Origin of the sequence: Streptomyces sp. NPDC049585 (genome assembly GCF_040675615.1) — a bacterium.
In the GTDB taxonomy this organism is placed as follows: domain Bacteria; phylum Actinomycetota; class Actinomycetes; order Streptomycetales; family Streptomycetaceae; genus Streptomyces; species Streptomyces luteosporeus.
The window spans coordinates 103062-120574 of sequence record NZ_JBFAPE010000015.1 but is presented as its reverse complement, the minus strand read 5'-3'; the positions used below and the strand labels follow the sequence as shown (position 1 = coordinate 120574).

Sequence of the window (17513 nt, the reverse complement as noted above, 5' to 3'; positions counted from 1 at the left end):
ACATCACAGGCACGTTAGTGCGACGCCCGTTTCCCTACGGGCGTGTGTCGTGCTGCGCACAACGCCAGCCCGCGGGGGTGCGCGGCATGTGCGGCGCGCGAAACACGGCCGTCGTCCGGCGGAAACGGCGGCGGGCGAGCCTCGTGGCATGACCGAACCCCCACTCCCCACCGACACCCACTGCCCGTACTGCGCCCTGCAGTGCGGCATGCGCCTGCGCCGCGTGGCCGCGGCAGGGCCCACCGCGCCCGGCGTGGCGGTGGAGGAGCGGCCCGGCTTCCCCGTCAACCTGGGCGCCCTGTGCGGCAAGGGCAGCAACGCCGCGGACACCCTCGCCGGTTCCGTACGGCTCACCACGCCGCTGGTGCGCGACCGGCGCAGCGACCCGCTGCGCCCGGCGACGTGGGAGGAGGCCCTCGACCGGGCCGCGCAGGGGCTGGCGCAGGCGGCGCGGCAGCACGGCCGGGAGGCGGCCGGGGTCTTCGGGGGAGGCGGCCTGACGAACGAGAAGGCCTACCTGCTGGGCAAGTTCGCCCGGGTCGTGCTGCGCACGCCGCACATCGACTACAACGGCCGGTTCTGCATGTCGTCGGCCGCGGCCGCCCAGCGCGCGGCGTTCGGCGTGGACCGGGGACTGCCGTTCCCGCTCGCCGACGTCGCGCGCACCGGCTGCCTCGTGCTCGTCGGGGCGAACCCCGCCGACACCATGCCGCCCGCCCTGCGCCACCTGCGCGAGATGCGCGAGGCCGGCGGCACCCTGATCGTCGTCGATCCGCGCCGCACCCGCACCGCTGACCTCGCCGACCTGCACCTGCGGCCCGCGCCCGGTACGGACCTCGCCCTCGCGCTGGGCCTGCTGCACCTAGTGATCGCCCGCGGCCGGGTGGACGAGGACTTCGTCGCCCGGCGCACGGCGGGCTTCGCGCACGCCCGGGCCGCCGCCATGGCCCACTGGCCCGAACGCGTGGAGTCCCTCACCGGGATACCCGTGGCGCGGATGAGGCGAGCGGTCGACCTGTTCTGCGACGCGCCCACCGCCATGGTGCTCACCGCGCGCGGCGGCGAACAGCACAGCAAGGGCGTCGACACCGTCGGGGCGTGGATCAACCTGTGCCTGGCCACCGGCCGTGCCGGCCGGCCCGGCAGCGGGTACGGCTGCCTGACCGGACAGGGCAACGGCCAGGGCGGCCGCGAACACGGCCAGAAGGCCGACCAGCTGCCCGGCTACCGCTCGCTGGCCGACCCCGCCGCCCGCGCCCACGTCGCCGGCGTCTGGGGCGTCGACCCCGACGACCTGCCCGGCCCGGGCCGCTCGGCGTACGAACTGCTGGCCGGCCTCGGCACCCCCGGCGGCGTGCGCGCCCTGCTCCTCATGGGATCCAACCCCGTCGTCTCCGCCCCGGACGCCACCCGCATCACCGAACGCCTGCGCGCCCTGGACCACTTGGTGGTGTGCGACGTCGTGCGCTCCGAGACCGCCGAACTCGCCGACGTCGTCCTGCCCTCGGCCCAATGGGCCGAGGAGACCGGCACGATGACCAACCTCGAAGGCCGGGTCGTTCTGCGCCGGGCCGCCGTGCCGCCGCCCGCGGGTGTACGCACCGACCTCGACGTCCTGCACGGCCTCGCCGCCCGGCTCGGCCACCCCGACGGCTTCCCCACCGACGCGCGCGAGGCCTTCGCCGAGCTGCGCCGGGCCTCGGCCGGCGGCGCCGCCGACTACGCGGGCATCACCTACGAGCGCATCGAGCGGGAGGACGGCGTCTTCTGGCCCTGCCCGCGCGAGGACCACCCCGGCACGCCCCGACTGTTCCTCGACCGCTTCGCCACCCCCGACGGCCGGGCCCGGTTCGCCGACGTCTCCCACCGGCCCGCCGCCGAGGAACCGGACGACGCCTACCCGCTGCTGCTGACCACCGGGCGGGTCCTCGCCCAGTACCAGAGCGGCGCCCAGACCCGGCGCAGCCCCGCCCTCAACCGGGCCGCCCCCGGACCCTTCGTCGAACTGCACCCCCGCCTCGCGGCCCGCCTGGGCGTGACCGACGGCGACCGGCTCACCGTGACCAGTCGGCGCGGCACCGCCACGGCCCCCGCCCGTGTCACCGACGCCATCCGGCCCGACACCGTCTTCATGCCCTTCCACTGGTCCGGTGAGGGCAGTGCCAACAACCTCACCAACCCCGCCCTCGACCCCATCTCGCACATGCCCGAGTTCAAGGTCTGCGCGGTCCGCGTGACGAAGGCGGAGACCGCAAAGGCGGAGACCGTCAAGACGGACACCGTGAAGGCGGACACCGCTCGCGCCGGGGCCGGGGAGGCGGCATGACACCGCGCCGCATCGCCGTCGTGGGCGCGGGCATGGCCGCCGCCCGGTTCGCCCGGCGCCTGCACGAGCTGGCCGCCCCCGGCACGGTGGACGTCGTCCTGCACGGCGCCGAACCCGACCGGCCCTACCACCGCGGCCTGCTGCCCGCCCTGCTGGCCGGCGGCTACGCCGACGCCTGCCTCGCCCTGCCCACCGGCGCCGCCACCGTGCACACCGCCACCCCGGTCCTGGCCCTCGACCCGGTCGCCCGCGTGCTGCGCACGACCGCCGGGGCAACGCCCGCGTACGACGCCGTGGTCCTGGCCACCGGTGCCGAACCGATTCTGCCGCCCCTGCACGACCTGTACCGCCCCCCGCCCCGCCCCGTCCCGGCGATGGCCACCGCCTCCGCCTCCCTCGCCGCCCGCAACGGCGCCGGCACCGGCACCCTCGTGGCCCCCGCCGCCCGCCACGACGCACCCCCCGCTCTCAAGGCCGGCGTGCACCTGCTGCGCACCCTCGCCGACTGCCGGCACCTGGCCGCCGAGGCCCTCCCCGGGCGCACCGCCGTCGTCGTCGGCGGGGGAGCGCTGGGCACCGGCACCGCCCACGCATTGGGGGCCCGCGGACTGCGCGTCCAGCTGGTGCAGCGTGCCCCCCACCTGATCCCCCGTCACCTCGACGCGCCGGGTGCCGCCACCGTGCGCCGGCACCTGGAGGCCGGCGGGGTCCGCGTGCACACCGGGCGGACGGCCACCGCCCTGACCGGCCCCGACCACGTCACCGGGGTACGGCTGGACGACGGTCAGGTGCTCCCCGCCGAGCTCGTCCTCCTCGCCTGCGGCGCCCGCCCCCGCACCGCCCTCGCCCGCGCCGCCGGGCTCGCCGTGCGCACCGGCGTCGTCGTCGACGATCGCCTGGCCACCTCCGCGCCCGGCGTGTACGCCCTCGGCGACTGCGCCGAGCACCGCGGCACCACCGACGCCGGCGCCGAGACCGCCTTCGCCCAGGCCGACGTCCTGGCCGCCCGCCTGAGCGGCCACGACCCGGCCGCCCGCCTGACCGCAGTGCCCACCGCCCGGTTCCGGCTGAGTACGGCCGGCGGCGAACTGGACGTCGCCTCCTTCGGCGACCCGCACGGCGACGCCCCGCACACCGACACCGTCCGGCTCACCGACGCCACCCGCGGCACCTACCGCAAGCTCGTGCTGCGCGGCGACGCCCTCGTCGGCGCCGTCCTCGTCGGCGACCTCGGCGCCGTCGGCGAACTCGCCGGCGCCTTCGAGCGCGGCGAGAGCGCCCCGCCGGACCCCCTGCAGTTGCTCATCACGGAAGGAGCCCCCTCGTGACGGACACCCGACGGCGCCTGGTGCTCGTCGGCCACGGCATGGCCGGCCAGCGCTTCCTGGAGGCGCTGACCGAACGCGCCCCCGGCAAGTGGCGGATCACCGTCCTGGCCGAGGAACCCCGCCCCGCCTACGACCGGGTGCACCTGACCTCCTGGTTCTCCGGCACCACCGCCGAGGAACTGTCGCTGTGGCCGGCCGGCTTCGCCGAGGAGCACGACATCGACCTGCGCCTGGCCGACCCCGCCGTCGCGCTCGACCGCGCGGCCCGCACGGTCACCACCGCCTCCGGGCACGTCCTGCCGTACGACGAACTGGTCCTCGCCACCGGCTCCCAGCCGTTCGTCCCACCCGTCCCCGGCCGCGACCTGCCCGGCTGCTTCGTCTACCGCACCCTGGAGGACGTCCACGCCATCCGCGAACGGGCAGCCCACGCCCGCGCCGGCGTCGTCGTCGGCGGCGGACTGCTCGGCCTGGAGGCGGCCGGGGCGCTCAAGGCCCTCGGACTGGACACCCACGTCGTGGAGTTCGCCCCCCGCCTGATGGCCGTCCAGATCGACGACGGCGGCGGCACCGCCCTGCGCCGCAGGATCGAGGAACTCGGCGTCACCGTCCACACCGGCGCCGCAGCCGGCGCCGTCGAGGCCGGTGACGACGGCGAGGTGACGGCCCTCACCCTCTCCGACGGCCGCACCCTCGCCGCCGACCTCGTCGTCTTCTCCGCCGGCATCCGCCCCCGCGACCACCTGGCCCGCGTAAGCGCCCTGCCCGTCGGCGAACGCGGCGGCATCGTCGTCGACGCCCGCTGCCGCACCGCCGATGCGCACGTGTGGGCCGTCGGCGAATGCGCCCTGGCCGCCGACGGCCGCGTCTACGGCCTGGTCGGCCCCGGCTACGCCATGGCCGAGACCGCCGCGGCCGCCCTCGCCGGCGACGCCCGCGAGTTCACCGGCGCCGACACCTCCACCAAGCTCAAGCTCCTGGGCGTCGACGTGGCCAGCTTCGGCGACGCCCACGGCACGACCGAGGGCGCCCTCGACGTCCTGTATGCCGACAGCCGCGCCGGCGTCTACCGCAAGCTCGTCGTCGCCCCCGACGGCGCCCTCCTCGGCGGCGTCCTCGTCGGCGACACCACGGCGTACGACACCCTGCGGCCCCTGGCCGCCGCCCGCACCGTCCTGACCGCACCCCCCGAACGGCTGGTGCTGCCCGCCTCCGCGGCCGGCGCCGGTGGGACCGGCCCGGTCACGCTGCCCGACGAGGCGGTGATCTGCTCCTGCCACAACGTCACCAAGGCCGCCGTGCGCGCCGCCGTCACCACCTCCGGCTGCACCGACGTGGCCGCCGTCAGGAAATGCACCCGCGCCGGAACCGGCTGCGGATCGTGCGTGGGGGCGCTCGGCACCGTCGTCGCCGAGGAGCTCACCGCCCTGGGCACCGAGGTCGCCCGCGGCCTGTGCGAGCACTTCACCCACACCCGCGCCGAGCTGTACGAGATCGTCCGCGCCAAGGGCATCACCACCTTCAGCCGGCTCGTCGACGAGCACGGCACCGGCGAGGGCTGCGAGGTGTGCAAGCCCGTCGTCGCCTCGATCCTCGCCTCCCTCGCCCCGGCCATCGGCGCCCCCGTGCACATCCTCGACGGCGAACAGGCCGCCCTGCAGGACACCAACGACCACTTCCTCGCCAACCTCCAGCGCAACGGCTCCTACTCCGTCGTCCCCCGCGTCCCCGGCGGCGAGATCACCCCCGAGGGACTGATCACCATCGGTGAGATCGCCCGCGACTTCGGCCTCTACACGAAGATCACCGGCGGCCAGCGCATCGACATGTTCGGCGCCACCGTCGACCAGCTGCCCCTCATCTGGCGCCGCCTGGTCGACGCCGGCTTCGAATCCGGGCACGCCTACGGCAAGGCCCTGCGCACCGTGAAGTCCTGCGTCGGGCAGACCTGGTGCCGCTACGGCGTCCAGGACTCCGTCGCCCTCGCCATCGAGCTCGAACTGCGCTACCGCGGCCTGCGCTCCCCGCACAAGATCAAGGCCGCCGTCAGCGGTTGCGCCCGCGAATGCGCCGAGGCCCGCGGCAAGGACTTCGGCGTCATCGCCACCTCCGCCGGCTGGAACCTCTACGTCGGCGGCAACGGCGGCACCACCCCCCGCCACGCCGACCTGCTGCTGACCGACGTCGACCACGACACCCTCGTACGCACCGTCGACCGCTTCCTGATGTTCTACATCCGCACCGCCGACCGCCTGGAGCGCACCTCCGCCTGGATCGAGCGCATGGACGGCGGCCTGGAGCACCTGCGGGCCGTCGTCGTCGACGACAGCCTCGGCATCTGCGCCGACCTCGACGCCCTCATGGCCGCCCACGTGCGCACCTACGAGGACGAATGGCGCGCCACCCTCGCCGACCCCGAAAGGCTGCGCCGCTTCGTGTCCTTCGCCAACGCCCCCGGCACCCCCGACCCCGCCATTCGCTTCACGCCCGAGCGCGGCCAGATCCGCCCGGTGCCCGCCCCCGAGGCGGTGGGCGCGTGACGAGCGGCGTCGTGGAGATCCGCACCGGTGAGCAGTGGCTGCCGGCCTGCCCGTACGAGGTGCTCGAGACCGGCCGCGGCGTCGCCGTCCTGGTCGCCGGCCGCCAGGTGGCGCTCTTCCGCGACCGCGGCGGGGCCGTGTACGCGGTCGGCAACCGCGACCCGTTCAGCGGCGCCCACGTCATCTCCCGCGGACTGCTCGGCAGTCGTGACGGCGCACCCGTGGTGATCTCGCCGATGTACAAGCAGGCCTTCGACCTGCGCTCGGGCGCCTGCCTGGACGAGCCGGGCGCGGCTCTGCCCGTGTGGCCGGTCCGCCTCACACCACCGGCAGGAGCCCGTGCGCAAGACGTAGCACGGGCGAGCGCCACAGCACATTCGCGGGAAACCACCCCTTCCTAGCGTGGGGGAATGACCGCGAACCCCCCTCTCCCCACCGTCGGGCACACCCGCCCGGCCGCCCCCACCGGCCCCACGCGCCCCCTCGCCGACTGGCGTCCCGAGGACCCCGCCTTCTGGGACGCCACCGGCGCCCGCGTCGCCCGCCGCAACCTCGTCCACTCGGTCCTGTGCGAACACATCGGCTTCTCGGTGTGGAGCATGTGGTCCGTCCTCGTGCTCTTCCTCGGGCCCGAGTACGGCATCGACCCCGCCGGCAAGTTCCTGCTCACCGCCGTGCCCACCCTCGTCGGCGCCCTGCTGCGCCTGCCCTACACCGTCGCCGTGTCCCTCTTCGGCGGACGCCGCTGGACCGTCGTCAGCGCCCTGGCCCTCCTGGTGCCCACCGTGCTGACCGGCTGGCTCCTGCGGCCCGGCGTCTCCCCGACCACCCTGCTCCTGCTCGCGGCCGCCGCCGGCGTCGGCGGCGGCAACTTCGCCTCCTCCATGGCCAACATCAACGCCTTCTACCCGCAACGCCTCAAGGGCCGGGCCCTGGGCATCAACGCCGGCGGCGGCAACCTGGGCGTCCCCGTCGTCCAGCTCGCCGGACTGCTGGTCCTGACCACCGCCGGCGCCTCCCACCCCCGCCTGGTGCCCCTGCTCTACGTCCCCCTGGTCGTCCTGGCCGCCCTCGCCGCCGCCCTGCGCATGGACGACCTGCCCCGCTCCCGGCCCCCCGGGAACCCGCTGCGCGAGGTGGCCCGCGACCCCCACGCCTGGGCGATCTCCACGCTCTACATCGGCACCTTCGGCTCGTTCATCGGCTTCGGCTTCGCCTTCGGACAGGTGCTGCTCGTGCAGTTCCCCCACGACTTCCCCACCCCCCTGCGCGCCGCCTGCCTGACCTTCCTCGGACCGCTGCTCGGTTCCCTGGCCAGGCCCGTCGGCGGCGCGCTGGCCGACCGGCTCGGCGGCGCCCGGGTCACCTTCTGCGCCTTCCTCGCCATGGCCGCGAGCACCTGCCTGGTCCTGCTCGCCTCCCGCGAAGGCTCGCTGCCGCTCTTCCTCACCGGCTTCGTGCTGCTCTTCGTCCTCAGCGGCGCCGGCAACGGATCGACGTACAAGATGATCCCCGGCATCTACCGGGACCGGCCCGCACCGCTCGCCCACCTGCACGCCAACGCCCTCATGGGCATCGCCGGCGCCGTCGGCGCCCTCGGCGGCGTCCTGATCAACCTCGCCTTCCGCCAGGCCTTCCTCGCCCACGGCACCGGCGAGCAGGCCTACACGGCGTTCCTCGTCCTGTACGTGCTCTGCCTGGCACTCACGTGGGCGGTTTATCTCCGCGGGGCCCGAGCAGTGCGCGGGAACTGAGACCGATTCCGTTCCGCTTGGGGAACCATCGGGTGGGGAAGGCCCTCTGACAGGCCGGAGGCGCACGCACGTGCGCCCGCACAGACAACCCACCACGCGGGGGCGGTACATGACGCGGACAATGCCACGACAGCCCGCACAGCGGCACGGCGCACCGGCAGGACGCCGGGCCATGACCAGAGGCGCGGCGGCGCTCGCGGCCGGGCTGGCGCTCGCCGTGGGCGCCATCGCACCCGACCAGGCGGCCGCCGCCCCGGCGGGCCCCACCTGCGGCGGCGACAGCGCGAGCGCCCGGCGCGCCGCCGCCGAGGCGGCCACCGCGCCCCTCGTCGACGAGACGCCCGCCCTCGCAGCGACCGGCACCGCCACCGACAAGATCTCCTCCAGCCTGCCCGGCCGGCTCCCCATCGGCCTGTGGTCCTCCTCCGGTGTCACCCTGCGCACCCCCGTCGCCAAGGGCGGCACCGTGCGCCTGGACGTCGACAGCAAGGGCTTCAGCACCGACTCCCTGACGGTGCAGCGCTACGACACGGCCACCCGCCGCTGGGTCGACCTCGACACCAGGTCCGGCGGCGGCAGCCGGCCCACCCACGGCGTCTTCACCTTCCCCGTGACGGCCCCCGCGGCCGGCCCCCGGCAGCCCCACACCGTCGCCCTGCGCCTGCAGGACCTCGACCGGCCCGGCACCGTGACCGTCGCCGCCTCCGTCTCCGACGGCCGCGGCCACACCTACCGCGCCCCGGCCCGCACCGCCACCGCCACCCGGCCCCAGGTCGCCCTGACCGGCTGGCAGCGCGGCGCCACGCTGCAGCGCGGCGGGACGGGCCGCGAGGTGACCGTGACGGTGAAGAACACCACGGACCGCACCTACCCGGCCCTGGCCGCCTCCTACTTCGCCTTCGGGGTCGGCACCGGGCACGCCCTGACCCCCAAGGACATGACCCTGCGTCAGTACCGGGCGGGACGGGGCTGGGAGACGGTGCCGCTCGTCGCGACGGGCTGCGACCCGGGCATGAGCGCGGGCCTGCGGCCCGAGAGCGGCACGAAGGCGCTGGCGCCGGGGGCGACGGCGACGTACCGCCTGAAGATCGCCGTCAACCGGGGCGCGCCGCGGGACGTGAAGTCGGCGGACGCGGGCGTCTCGGTGGGCACGACGCAGACGTCGTTCTTCTCCCAGGAGCTGCCGTTCACGCTCCGCTGACGCAGGGGACCGGGGTCCGGGGGCGGAGCGCCCGGGAGACGAACCGTCACAGTTCGGGGAACACCGGTGCGGCCCACATCGGCGGCGCCCGCACCGGCTCCGGTGCCTCCGGCGCCACCGGCTTGGCGGGCGGCGCGCCGCCCGCCCGCCGTAGCGCCGTCACGAAGCGCAGGCAGCTGTCGAAGCGGTCGTCCGGCGATTTCGCCAGGGCCTGCGCCAGGACGTCGTCGACCCCCGCCGGCAGCTCCGGCACGTACTCCGTCAGCCGCGGCGGCGGCTCGTTCTGGTGGGCCCACAGCAGTGCCATGTCGTCCTCGCGGCGGAACGGCGGCGCCCCGGTGAGCGTTTCGAAGACGACGCAGGCCAGGCTGTAGACGTCGCACCGCCCGTCGACCGGTTTGCCGGAGATCTGCTCGGGCGCGACGTAGTCCAGCGTCCCGACGAACTGCCCGACGCGCGTGTAGCCGGTCAGGGACAGCGACTTCTTCGTCAGGCCGAAGTCGGTGAGGTAGACGTGCTCGGGGTGGTCGCTGTCGGTGCCCTCGGCGACGAGGATGTTGCCGGGCTTGACGTCCCGGTGCACGAGGTCGTGGGCGTGGGCGGCGTCGAGGGCGGAGGCGACCTGTCCGGCGATGCGCGAGGCGGTGGTCAGGGGCAGCGGGCCCTCGCGGTCGAGGAGGGCGCGCAGGTCCTGGCCGGGCACGTAGCGCATGGCGATGTACAGGACGCCCTCGACCTCCCCGGCCTCGAAGACCGGCACGATGTGCGGGTGGTCGATGGCGGCGGCGACCCGGGACTCGTGGGCGAAGCGCTGGCGGAAGGTGTCGTTGCGGGCGAGTTCGGGGGCGAGGAGTTTGAGGGCGACGGTGCGCCCGAGGCGCAGGTCGCAGGCGCGGTAGACCACGGCCATGCCGCCGCGCCCGATCTCGCTCTCCACGCGGTAGCCGGCGATCTGCCGGCCGATGAGCCCGCCGGGCCCGGCGCCCAGCGAGGCGTCCGGCCGCGGCAGGCGGTCGCCGTCGCGGTCGTCCGGGGCGCCCATCAGCGCTCACCGCCGGGTCCGTGCGGCGGTCGCCCGGTGCCGTCGTCGAGCCGGGTGGGCGGCGGGGCGCCGGGCGGCCCGGTGTCCAGGCGGGTGGCCTCGGGCGGTACGGAGGGCGCGGGCGGCATGGAGGAGGGCTTGGGGGAGCGTTCCCGGCCGGCGATGCCGGTCAGCGAGGTGCCGTCGCAGTAGCCCCAGTTGTCGCGATCGGCGTCGTACAGCCACATGGAGTCGCCGTCGACGACGACGCCGATGCGCAGGCCCTGGGTCGTCCTGCCGAACGTCTCGCCGTCCGTGCGCCCGGTGGCCAGGTCCTCCACGGCCCGCCGGTAGTGCTCCAGCGTCTCCTGCACCTGCTGCAGCAGCCGCCGGGCGTCGGCGGTGCGGGTGAGGGCGCCGCCCGCCGGGGGCGGGTCCTGCGGCAGGGTGACCAGCAGCCGGGCGTCGACCCAGGCCGACCAGCCGTTGGAGCACAGCACCTGCCCCCAGTCGCCGCGCCGGTCGAGCAGCTGTACGGGCAGCAGGGGGTCGAGGGGGTCGGTGGGGACGACGGCGTCGGGTGCGGACCAGGTGGACAGCCCGCCGGGGGGCACCACGTGGGTGGGCAGGAAGCCGGGGACCTCCTGGCCCTGGGCGCCCGCCGAGCCGTACGGGAACGCGGCCGCGCTCACGGTCGGTCTCCTTGCCCGGTCACGTGCGGCCCGGTCACTTGCGCATGACCTCCGGCTCGTGGCGGCGCAGCAGGCGCGCGACCAGGAAGGCCATGAGGAGGGAGAGGACCACCAGCATCCCCATGTCGAGCGCCCAGGTGCCCATGTCGTGGCTGAGGAGGGGGTCGGCCTTCTCCCCGCCGGGCGGCGGCAGCTGCCCCGTGGCGGGCGGGATGTGGGAGAAGTCGACGGTCGCGCTCATGGCGGCCAGCGCCCATCGCGAGGGCACGAACCAGGCCAGCTGCTCGAACACCAGGCGGCCGTTGACGTCGATCATGCCGCCGCAGAAGACGACCTGCACGAGGGTGATGAGCACCAGCAGCGGCATGGTGACCTCCTCGCGGCGCACCAGCGCCGAGACCACCAGGCCCAGCAGCATGGAGGTGAAGGACAGCAGCGCCACGGCGAGGGTGATCTCCACCAGCGGCGGGGCGAAGACGCCCTGGCCGCCGGGTGCGCGGGTGTCCACCCCGCCCAGGCCCACCACCGACAGCACGATCGCCTGCGCGACGGTGATCAGGCCCAGGACCACGATCTTGGACATGACGTACGCGGATCTGGACAGGCCGACGGCTCTCTCGCGCTGGTAGATCACCCGTTCCTTGACCAGCTCGCGCACCGAGTTGGCAGCTCCCGTCAGCACGCCGCCCACGCACAGGATGAGCAGCACGGTGTTGGCCTTGTCGGCGGAGGCGAAGCGCACGCCGGCGGACAGCCGGGCCATCGCGCCGGTCAGGACCGGCAGGGCGATCATGATGGCGAGGAAGGTGCGGTCGGAGCTCAGCGCCCTCACGTAGCGGCGCATCAGCGTCCACAGCTGGGCGCCCCAGCTCTGGGCCTTGACCGGCTGCAGGGGCTCGGCGGCGGCCGTGCCGCCGACGAGCGGCCGGGGCCGTTCGGTGGCGCTCGCGATGTACTGGCGGTGCAGCGGCGAGGCGCGGAACTCCCCGGCCCAGTCGCGCTCCCGCTGGTTCTCGAACGCCTCGAAGGCCTGCGGCCACTGGGTGAAGCCGAAGAAGCCGAGGGTGTCGCCGGGCGGTCCGTAGAAGGCCGTGCGCCCGCCGGGGGCGAGCACCAGCAGCCGGTCGCAGACGTCCAGGCTCAGCACGCTGTGGGTGACGACGATGACGGTGCGCCCGTCGTCGGCGAGCTCGCGCAGCATGGTCATCACCGAGCGGTCCATGCCCGGGTCGAGGCCGGAGGTGGGCTCGTCGAGGAAGAGCAGCGAGGGCTTGGTGAGCAGCTCCAGGGCGACGCTGACGCGTTTGCGCTGGCCGCCGGAGAGGCTGTGGATGGCCTGGTCGGCGCGCTGTTCGAGGCCGAGTTCGCCGATGACCTCCTCGACGCGCGCGTTGCGCTCGCTGCGGGCGGTGTCGCCGGGGAAGCGCAGTTCGGCGGCGTAGCGCAGGGCGCGGCGCACGGTCAGCTGGGCGTGCAGGATGTCGTCCTGCGGCACCAGGCCGATGCGCGAGCGCAGCTCGGCGTAGTCGCGGTACAGGTCGCGGCCGTCGTACAGGACGGTGCCGCGGTCGGCCGGGCGCAGCCCGGTGAGCGCGTTGAGCAGGGTGGACTTGCCGGCGCCGCTGGGGCCGACCACGGCGAGCAGGGACTTGGCCCCCACGGGGAAGGAGACGTCGTCCAGCAGGGTCTTGCGGCCCTCGTCGACGCTGACGGACAGCTGCTGGACGTCCAAGGAGACCTCGCCGGTGTCGACGAACTCCTGCAGCTCGTCGCCGACCAGGCAGAACGCCGAGTGGCCGATGCCGATGATGTCGCCGGGCAGGACGGGGCCGTGCTGGACGCGCGTGCCGTTGAGGTAGGTGCCGTTGTGGCTGCCGACGTCCACGATCTCGTGCTCGCCGCCGGGCAGGGCGCGCAGCTGCGCGTGGTAGCGGGAGACGGTCAGGTCGTCGACGACGAAGTCGTTGTCCGCGGCCCGGCCGATGCGTACGGTGCGCGTGGGCAGGGGGCGTACGGACGTGGGCCGGCGGAAGGTGCCGGTGCTCTGCGGCTGGGAGACGGCCGAGGGCCGGTCGCTGGCGCGCGGCCGCACGGCGGTGACGACGGCGGCGGGGCCGTCGGCCGGGTTGCCGAAGCGCACGACGCTGCCCGGGCCGAGGTCGAAGGTGGCGATGCGGCGGCCCTCGGTGTAGGTGCCGTTGGTGCTGCCGCAGTCCTCCAGCGTCCAGTGGTCGCCCACCGGGCGCAGGACCGCGTGGTGCCAGGAGACGCGGGCGTCCCGCAGCACGACGTCGCTGGACGGGTCGCGCCCCACGTGGTAGCTCCGGCTCGGGCTCATCACCTGGGAGCCGCCATCGGCCTCGAGGATGAGCTCCGGGGCGGAGGAGGCCGAGGGCACGACCGGCCGCTCTGCCATACCTATAGGTTACGGCCGACGGCCGCGGACCGCCTTTTGGCGGCGCGGGCGGGACCGGGACGCCAGGACGCGAGGGGGAGACGCCGGTGACGGCACGGGAGGCGGCCGGCCGGCTGCCGGTGTTCGTGTACGGGACGCTGCGGCCGGGCCGGCGCAACCACGCCCTGCTGCTGCGCGGCCGTACGGTCGCGCAGGTGCCCGCGTACCTGCCGGGCGCGGTGCTGTACGAAGGACCGGGCTACCCGTACGCGGTCGCCGAGGAGGGTGCCGCCGAGGTGCGCGGCGAGCTGATCACGCTCGCGCCGGAGGCGTACCCGCGGGTGCTGGCCGCGCTCGACGCGCTGGAGGAGTACCGGCCGGGCGATCCGCACAGCCTGTACGTGCGCGTGGTGCGGGAGGTGCGTGTGGCCGGCGGCGGGCCGGTGCCCTGCTGGGTGTACCTGGCGGCGGAGCAGGTGGCGCGGCGGTTGCGCGCGACGGGCCGGCGGCTGCCGGGCGGTGAGTGGACGGGCTGAGAGCCGCGGCCGCCGGGGCGGCGTCCGGCGGCCCGCGTCCCAGCCGGCCGTCTCACATAGTGATCAGTTGTCCAACCCGGGCAACCTCGCGGGGGTTTGACCCGTCCTCACCGGCAGCATCACGGGACGTTTCCGTCCCGTAACGGGGGGTTGGGGCTGTGTAAAGACTGGATCAACTGTTCGGTCATTTGCGCCCCTCGCTCTTTTCATGGGCATGCCAATGCCTGCAAGGTCATCCACGGGACCCACAGGTTCCCGTGGTGCTGCAGTGCCGGCACCGCGTGCATACGGGCGGTCCGGCACACCCGGCCGCCCCCATGACAAAGGGCGCTGACTTGCGTACAACCCCCACGAACTCCATATCCACCGCCCGCAGACGGGCCGTCGCGATCGCCGTCGCCGTGGCGGCGGCCGCGACCACGGCCGGCACGGCGACCGCCCAGGCGACGCCGGCCACGTCGGGCTCCCCGGCGCGGGCCGCGGCCGCCGCGGCGGCCGCCGTCGCCCCGGCGACGTTCGACCCGCGGATCGTCAAGGCGGCCCGGGCGGCCGTCCAGGCCAACGCCCAGGCCGCCGGCCTCGGCGCCGGCGAGGACCTGAAGGTCAAGGACGTCCTGACCGACCCCGAGGGCAAGCAGCACGTCCGCTTCGAGCGGACCTACCGCGGCGTCACCGTCGTCGGCGGCGACCTCGTCGTCCACCTCGACCCCGCGCAGCGCTACCTGGGCGTGACCCGTGCCAAGGCCCGCAAGGCCGCCGTCCCCACCGTCACCCCGAAGCTGACCGCCGAGCAGGCCGCCGCCAAGGCCGCCAAGAGCGCCGCCGGCACCGCCGCGCACACCGAACTCGTCGTGGACGCCCGCGGCGAGAAGGCCGTCCTGGCCTACCGGGTGACCGTCGCCGCCCCCGCGGCCGCCGACGCCGGCACCTCCCACTCCGTGCTCGTCGACGCCGCCGACGGCAAGGTCCTCGGCAAGACCCCGCTCAGCGACGGGTTCATCTCGCCGGCCCTGAAGGCCACGCTGCGCGCCCAGGGCACCCAGGCCGCGCCGAAGACCGCCGCCCCCGCCGCGCCCGGTGCCGCCCGGCCCGCCGCGGGCGCCTTCCCCGCGCCGGCCACCGGCAGCGGCGCCGCCATCTTCGCCGGCACCGTTCCGCTGCTGACCACCCAGACCGCGCAGACCTCCTTCACCCTGAAGGACCCCAGCCGCGGCAACGCCGAGACCCGCAACGCCGGCCGCCGTCAGCTGTCGTCGTTCTCCACCGGCAAGGCGTTCACCGACGCCGACAACAAGTGGGGCAACGGCACCTCGTCCGACGCCGCCAGCGCCGCCGTCGACGCCCAGTACGGCATCACCAGCACCTTCGACTACTACAAGAAGACGTTCGGCCGCAACGGCATCAAGAACGACGGTGCCGGCCCGCACGCCCTGGTGCACTTCGGCAGCGGCGTCGGCAACGCCTTCTGGTCCCCCGACTGCGCCTGCATGCTCTACGGCGACGGCGACGGCGTGACGTTCAAGCAGCCGCTGGTCGCCCTCGACGTCACCGGCCACGAGCTGACCCACGGCGTGGTCGAGGCCACCGCCGACTTCCAGCCCACGCGCGTCGACGAGCAGAACAACCAGTACGGCGAGGCCGGCTCGCTCAACGAGTCCTTCGCCGACATCTTCGGCAGTGGCATGGAGTTCGCCACCAACAACCCGGCCAACCCGCCGAACTACCTCATGGGCGAGAAGCTGGGCCTGCAGCAGACCTTCCTGCGCCGCCTGGACAAGCCCTCCCTCGACAAGCTCGAGGGCACCGTCGACTACTGGGACGAGGGCTCCTACGACCGCGAGGTCCACGCCGGCTCCGGCGTCTCCTCGCACGCCTTCTACCTCCTGGCCGAGGGCAGCGGCGCCAAGACGATCGGCGGCTTCAGCTACGACTCGCCGACCTACGACGGCTCGTCGGTCACCGGCATCGGCCGCGCCAAGGCCGAGCAGATCTTCTACCGCGCCCTGAGCCGCTACATGGTCTCCACGACCGACTTCCACGGCGCGCGCGAGGCCACCCTGCAGGCCGCCGCCGACATCTACGGCCAGGACAGCACCGAGTACACGACGGTCGACCGGGCCTGGGCCGCGGTCAACGTCACCGCCGCGAACGCCCCTTCGTAAGGAGCGAGCGCACGGCGAGGTCCCGCCCGGACGCCATGACCGGGCGGGACCGAGGGGCGGGGCGGGGCCCTGCGGCGCTACGCCAGCAGCTGCAGGGCCTGCTGCGCCGCCCGCCTGCCCGACTCGACGGCGCCCTCGATGTACGCGCCGTGCCAGCCCTGGGCGATGTCCGCACCGGCGAACAGGATCCGGCCGTGCGGCTGCTCGATCTGCGGGAAGAGCCCCAGCAGCTGACCGGGGCGGCGGAAGCCCCACGAGCCGGCGGAGAAGGGGTCCTTGCCCCACTCCATGGCCCGGGAGGCGAGCACCTGGGCGCCGGGGATCCACTGCCGTACGGCCTGCTGGACCTGCACCGGATCGGCCACGTTCAGCTGCGGGCTCGGGAAGGCCACCACGAGGCGGCCGTCCGCCAGCTGCTTCTGCGGCACCATCATCAGGATCGGCGACCCCTCGCTCGCCGTACCGCCGACAGCCTCCACCTCGCCCTTGACGTGCAGCAACATCTTGGTGCCGCTGGGCAGGCCGATGCCCTGGGCCGCGGCCCGGGCGTGCGCGGGGGGCAGGCCGGGGGCGAAGGTGATGTTCCGCCAGACGTTCGCCGGCGTCGCCACGACCACCGTACGGGCCGCGTACCGCCGGCCGTCCCTGGTCTCCACGACCACCCGGCTGCCGCTCTGGGTGACCTTGGCGACCGGCGAGTTCAGCCGCACCCGGGCGCCGGAGTCCTGCAGCATGGCCTGCAGCAGTGCGGTCATGCCGCCGGCCGGCCGGCTGCCGATGGTGGTGGAGTAGCTGTCGTACGTGCCGCCGGAGAGCTGGTACCACTGGGCCATGCCGGTCAGCGAGCCGTTCTGCAGGGAGCCGCCGCAGTAGGCCGCGGTGTCGCCGCTGATGAGGTCCCGCTCGGCGGGGGAGAGGTTCATCTGCCGCAGCCGGTCCGCCACCGACAGCGGGTCCACCGCCGCCAGCAGGTCCTTGCGGTACAGGGGCTCGGCCGGGCGCTCGAAGTACTGCTCGGAGCCCTTGTAGAACTCCTTCCACAGCGGCTCCAGCAGCGCCGCGGCCTCGGCGGGCGCGACGTGCTCCAGCCGGCCGCCGCGGGCGACGGCGATGCGCTCGGGGTCGGGATCGCGCACGATGCCGATCCCGTAGCGGGCCAGCTCGGCGTTGACCAGGCGGTGGCTGGGGGAGACCCACTGGCCGCCCAGCTCGATCTGCTCACCGGCCATCGTGGTCGTCCAGATCCGCCCGCCGATGCGGTCGCGGGCCTCCAGGACGATCGACGTCAGGCCCTTGGCGCCCAGCTCCCGGGCGACCGTGCCGCCCGCGTAGCCGGCGCCGATGACGACGACATCGGTGAACTGCTCCTCGTCGGCGCGGGCCGTGCCCGCGCCCATGGCACCGAAGGAGACGGCCGCGGCGCCCGCGCCGATCGCCTTCAGCACGCGGCGCCGGCCGGGCCGCCCGGCGGGCCCGGCGTGGAGCGGGGAGTCGTCTGCGGGCACGGCGCCCGGGCCATCGGCATGCATGGAAGTCCTCGATCCGTCGGGTGTCCATC

At 74.8% G+C, this 17513-nt stretch carries 12 protein-coding genes; 8 read left to right on the top strand and 4 right to left on the bottom strand.

What is annotated here, in order from left to right:
* Nucleotides 1-148: 148 nt before the first annotated feature.
* From AB0K17_RS17775 to AB0K17_RS17750, 6 genes are all read left to right on the top strand, one after another.
* Nucleotides 149-2326 (top strand): molybdopterin oxidoreductase family protein, encoded by a 2178-nt coding sequence (locus tag AB0K17_RS17775; protein ID WP_365983484.1) that lies wholly within the window; start codon nucleotides 149-151, stop codon nucleotides 2324-2326.
* Nucleotides 2323-3654, top strand: a complete 1332-nt coding sequence (locus tag AB0K17_RS17770; RefSeq protein ID WP_365983483.1) for an FAD-dependent oxidoreductase — start codon at nucleotides 2323-2325, stop codon at nucleotides 3652-3654. The genes AB0K17_RS17775 and AB0K17_RS17770 overlap by 4 nt, the downstream gene beginning before the upstream one ends.
* Before the next feature lie 38 nt (nucleotides 3655-3692).
* Complete coding sequence (nirB, locus tag AB0K17_RS17765; protein WP_365983503.1) at nucleotides 3693-6194, top strand: nitrite reductase large subunit NirB; 2502 nt, start codon at nucleotides 3693-3695, stop codon at nucleotides 6192-6194.
* Between the two features lie 11 nt (nucleotides 6195-6205).
* Nucleotides 6206-6595 carry a nitrite reductase small subunit NirD gene (nirD, locus tag AB0K17_RS17760; protein ID WP_365966343.1) on the top strand — a complete coding sequence of 130 codons (390 nt, stop codon included), beginning with the start codon at nucleotides 6206-6208 and terminating at the stop codon, nucleotides 6593-6595.
* A 9-nt stretch (nucleotides 6596-6604) separates the two neighbouring features.
* Entirely contained in the window at nucleotides 6605-7948 is a 1344-nt protein-coding gene (locus AB0K17_RS17755) for a nitrate/nitrite transporter (RefSeq protein WP_365983482.1), read from the top strand.
* A gap of 172 nt (nucleotides 7949-8120) precedes the next feature.
* Complete coding sequence (locus AB0K17_RS17750) at nucleotides 8121-9149, top strand: hypothetical protein (RefSeq protein ID WP_365983481.1); 1029 nt, start codon at nucleotides 8121-8123, stop codon at nucleotides 9147-9149.
* Nucleotides 9150-9195: 46 nt separating this feature from the next.
* On the opposite strand, the gene AB0K17_RS17745 is transcribed toward AB0K17_RS17750, so the two are convergent.
* The 3 genes from AB0K17_RS17745 to AB0K17_RS17735 are packed head-to-tail and all read right to left on the bottom strand — an operon-like array spanning nucleotide 9196 to nucleotide 13278.
* On the bottom strand, nucleotides 9196-10191 hold the full coding sequence (locus AB0K17_RS17745; protein ID WP_365983480.1) for a serine/threonine-protein kinase: 996 nt from the start codon (nucleotides 10189-10191) through the stop codon (nucleotides 9196-9198).
* Nucleotides 10191-10862 (bottom strand): hypothetical protein, encoded by a 672-nt coding sequence (locus AB0K17_RS17740; protein ID WP_365983479.1) that lies wholly within the window; start codon nucleotides 10860-10862, stop codon nucleotides 10191-10193. Before AB0K17_RS17740 ends, AB0K17_RS17745 begins: the two co-directional genes overlap by 1 nt.
* A gap of 34 nt (nucleotides 10863-10896) precedes the next feature.
* On the bottom strand, nucleotides 10897-13278 hold the full coding sequence (locus AB0K17_RS17735) for an FHA domain-containing protein (protein ID WP_365983478.1): 2382 nt from the start codon (nucleotides 13276-13278) through the stop codon (nucleotides 10897-10899).
* Between the two features lie 86 nt (nucleotides 13279-13364).
* Here AB0K17_RS17735 and AB0K17_RS17730 point away from each other — a divergent pair, with 86 nt between their 5' ends.
* Together AB0K17_RS17730 and AB0K17_RS17725 are read left to right on the top strand one after the other, a co-directional pair.
* Nucleotides 13365-13793: a gamma-glutamylcyclotransferase family protein gene (locus AB0K17_RS17730; protein WP_365966299.1), complete on the top strand. Its 429-nt coding sequence runs from the start codon at nucleotides 13365-13367 to the stop codon at nucleotides 13791-13793.
* A 335-nt stretch (nucleotides 13794-14128) separates the two neighbouring features.
* Nucleotides 14129-15955: a M4 family metallopeptidase gene (locus AB0K17_RS17725; protein ID WP_365966298.1), complete on the top strand. Its 1827-nt coding sequence runs from the start codon at nucleotides 14129-14131 to the stop codon at nucleotides 15953-15955.
* A 77-nt stretch (nucleotides 15956-16032) separates the two neighbouring features.
* Here the strand turns inward: AB0K17_RS17725 and AB0K17_RS17720 are convergent, their stop codons facing one another.
* Nucleotides 16033-17484: an NAD(P)/FAD-dependent oxidoreductase gene (locus tag AB0K17_RS17720; protein ID WP_365983477.1), complete on the bottom strand. Its 1452-nt coding sequence runs from the start codon at nucleotides 17482-17484 to the stop codon at nucleotides 16033-16035.
* Nucleotides 17485-17513: the final 29 nt, after the last annotated feature.